Raw genomic sequence first — 3,025 nt, 5'->3', positions numbered from 1 at the left:
TATTTTTACTCCATTGCCCTTATCTGCTTTGTTCGAATATATTCGACTAAATTTTAAATTTGATTTTGCTCGTATTACAAAATATGATGAAAGTTTGGTTATCTGATATAGACGCGTGAAGTCGACAAAACCTCGATCAAAAACATAATAAGCACCAACTTCATATGGAATAACATCCATTGCATTTACATCATGTATTGTTGCTTCTGTTATATGAATAAATACAGGGATTTTAGCCGTGATATCATAAAGAGTATGGAGCTTTATTCCACCTTTATTTTTACGGAATTTAGACCACCAGAATACACTAAGACACAAATCTATTGTAGATGAATCAAAAGCATATATTTTGCCTTTAATCTCAAAGTCTTCATTCTTTAATTTTTTTTTGAGCTATATCAATTAAGTAATAAGCAAACTCTTCAAATATTTTTGAATTTCTCTTGCTATTGGCCTTCGATAAATTACTTTTTGAAACAGATATACCGAATCCCAAATGATACGATTTTGAACTATGGGCATTAATTATAACTGTCAAATCTCGAAGACTATTTCGATTAGTAAGTTGACCAAAAACCATACAAAGCAGTTGGTTCCAACAGGAAAAATGTTTGACGTATTTATTGCCATGATATTTGGAGACAAAACTATCAAAAACTCGTTGTGGTAAAAAAGAAATCAATTGAGCGAAAACATACTTGCCTGTGTTCATAATGAATAATTTATAATCACAAACATAGTTGATTCAAATCGTCACCGTCTATATTCTTACCTTAGATATAGTATTTACAAGGTTTTCAAGATCCTAAAGCTGACTTTTACTGGACACTAGTGCTAAAAATCATTAAAAATATGAATTGACTATTCCACAATCATTTTCTTAGAAACACTTTCGTTGGCAATGGTCACTGTGTAGAAATAAACACCCGACTGTAGGTCTCTTGCAGGTAATTCTATTTTCATTGTATTATTGATAATTCCAGGATTCAAGGTATAAACAGTTTGTCCCATTAAGTTACTCACTTCAATGAGAACAGGAGCAGAAACAGCACTTGTTAATTCAATAGTTGTTGCATCAGTAAATGGATTTGGGCTATTTTGACTAACTGCAATATTAGAAACAGCTTCTAATTTATTTAAACCAACAGTCCAAGGAAATTTCACTCCCTTTACATAGCTATGAGTAACGGGATCAGATTCATTACCTGCATTAAATTCAGCAGAAGTTACAGAGGTAACAACAGGAATATGAACAAAATTATCTTCTATTATACTAATTTGCCCAACATTATGATAAAAGTAAAATCCAGCATATAAATCATCGGATGTGAAATTAGTTACCGGAAAGTCTGTGAAATCGCCACCATTAACAAACCTACCACCAGCTTTAATATTAGGAGCCCCATTTCCACCTTCGAAATCTTCTGGGTTTTCAGTATCACACCAAACAGCAAATACGGCTGTACCATCTTCAGTTCTTGTTGCACGAAGTCTAGAGCCCCATGATTCTGTACCAAAACCATAAGTAGATTCATCACCTAAATCTTCAGCAAGAAGTGAATCTACAAAATATACATTCTGAACACCATTCATATTAATGTCTAAGTTAAAAATATAATCTAGGTTATTGCTATAAGTCCACCCCACAGAATCGGTATGTGAAGAGAAAGTACCAGTAGCTTTTACGAATAACTGTAACTTACCTTCATTATCAGCAACCCCATCAAGTTCGCTAACATTAGGCCACATAGGTCCTTCAAAACCACCAGTAGCCCAAAGATATTCACTCATTACTTCGTTATCGGCTAAGTCAATTTCTATTTGTTCCCAATCTTGACCTTGATTTTCTGTCTTAAACACAATAGGAGAGTATCCTCCTTCGTCATCTAAATTTGCATCAACACCAATCATCCATGTATAACCCACAGAACCATTATTTGACCAAGCATTACCAAATGTCCACTTATTCTTTGTAGTTCCTGGGTGATCTCCTCCTGTTCTCATAGCTAGATCAACAGGAATCTCAGTAAGATCCCAATCAAAACCAGAACCGTTAAATTCCGCATACCAAGCAGCAATATTGAACTCTGTTGAATAACCTTCATCATCTACCTGATATCTTCTCTCTATTACGTGAGCCATTCCATCGGAACATACTTACAAACCATTACGAAGCATCTGACTACCAGACCAATTCGGGTCTACGGGAATAACTTCTTGAACTAAGTCATCTCCATTTACCTTTGAAGTAGCACGGAAATTTTCATGCCAACCATCATTGCTATTAGGACCACATGAAACAATATACGCCTCATCAGGATCTGTATTTCCTTCTGGATTATAAATAACAACTGAGGGATATCTACAAGCATATTCTGTTTGCATCATCCATGTATTATCCCACGTATTAGCACCATCTGTAGAAGTAGCAGTAATAATGTTACCACTATTTAGAGCTTCAGGATAAGTTGCTGGATCTGTTCTAAAGGTAAAGGCATAGGTACCTATTTCTGTATTATAATCTAGATATCTTTGCTCTTCAAGTAGAACCGACCAAATATTTGCAGAATTTCCTATATATACTCGCTCAACAGCTTGTACACCTTTGAAATCATAATTAGCTGTAATACTAGGGTTTACTTGTACTGGAGTCATCTGTAAATCGTTTTTACTTCGGGGATCTATTTCGTCTTTGGGTCTATCACCCTTTTTTCAATCGGCCATAGCAGCAAATGAAAGGCTTAAAGCTAAACTAAACAGTAATTTTTTTTTCATAGTTTCAAACATTTAAAAATTATTATTATTTTATTAGAGTATATCTATCCTAAAATAGGAGTTAAAGTTAGCCTTGAGAAATGTTTTGAAGAAATGGATTTAATAATTATTAATAGGGTTACCCATTTAGTTCACAAATAGTTGTATATGAGTATATTATTTTGTAAATTGTATTCAAATTCAGGAACGATGAGGATACTAAAAAACATTGATAGACAGACGTTTAAAGAAAGATTTACAACAAAAGAAG

Annotated in this window: 4 protein-coding genes; all 4 read right to left on the bottom strand. The window is 33.8% G+C overall.

Translation table 11 applies throughout. The features are described 5' to 3' along the window. The coding region (locus tag HNS40_RS23845; protein ID WP_172284867.1) for a transposase at positions 1-318 on the bottom strand (318 nt) is incomplete at its 3' end. A 52-nt stretch (positions 319-370) separates the two neighbouring features. Further along, a complete protein-coding gene (locus HNS40_RS23840; RefSeq protein ID WP_172284866.1) occupies positions 371-712 on the bottom strand; it encodes a DUF4372 domain-containing protein in 342 nt (113 codons plus the stop codon). Positions 713-861: 149 nt separating this feature from the next. Further along, entirely contained in the window at positions 862-2,142 is a 1,281-nt protein-coding gene (locus tag HNS40_RS21990) for a T9SS type A sorting domain-containing protein (RefSeq protein WP_172284865.1), read from the bottom strand. Positions 2,143-2,157: 15 nt separating this feature from the next. Beyond that, positions 2,158-2,655: a hypothetical protein gene (locus tag HNS40_RS21985; protein ID WP_172284864.1), complete on the bottom strand. Its 498-nt coding sequence runs from the start codon at positions 2,653-2,655 to the stop codon at positions 2,158-2,160. Between the last annotated feature and the right edge of the window lie 370 nt (positions 2,656-3,025).

Origin of the sequence: Lentimicrobium sp. S6 (genome assembly GCF_013166635.1) — a bacterium.
In the GTDB taxonomy this organism is placed as follows: Bacteria; Bacteroidota; Bacteroidia; order Bacteroidales; family UBA12170; genus UBA12170.
The sequence above is the reverse complement of the archived record's forward strand: the minus strand, read 5'-3'. Positions and strand labels throughout refer to the sequence as shown.

What these genes read in the sequence shown, in the direction of transcription:
- HNS40_RS23840 (WP_172284866.1), bottom strand. Translation starts at nt 712, where the DNA reads ATGAACACAGGCAAGTATGTTTTCGCTCAATTGATTTCTTTTTTACCA.
- HNS40_RS21990 (WP_172284865.1), bottom strand. Translation starts at nt 2,142, where the DNA reads ATGGCTCACGTAATAGAGAGAAGATATCAGGTAGATGATGAAGGTTAT.
- HNS40_RS21985 (WP_172284864.1), bottom strand. Translation starts at nt 2,655, where the DNA reads ATGACTCCAGTACAAGTAAACCCTAGTATTACAGCTAATTATGATTTC.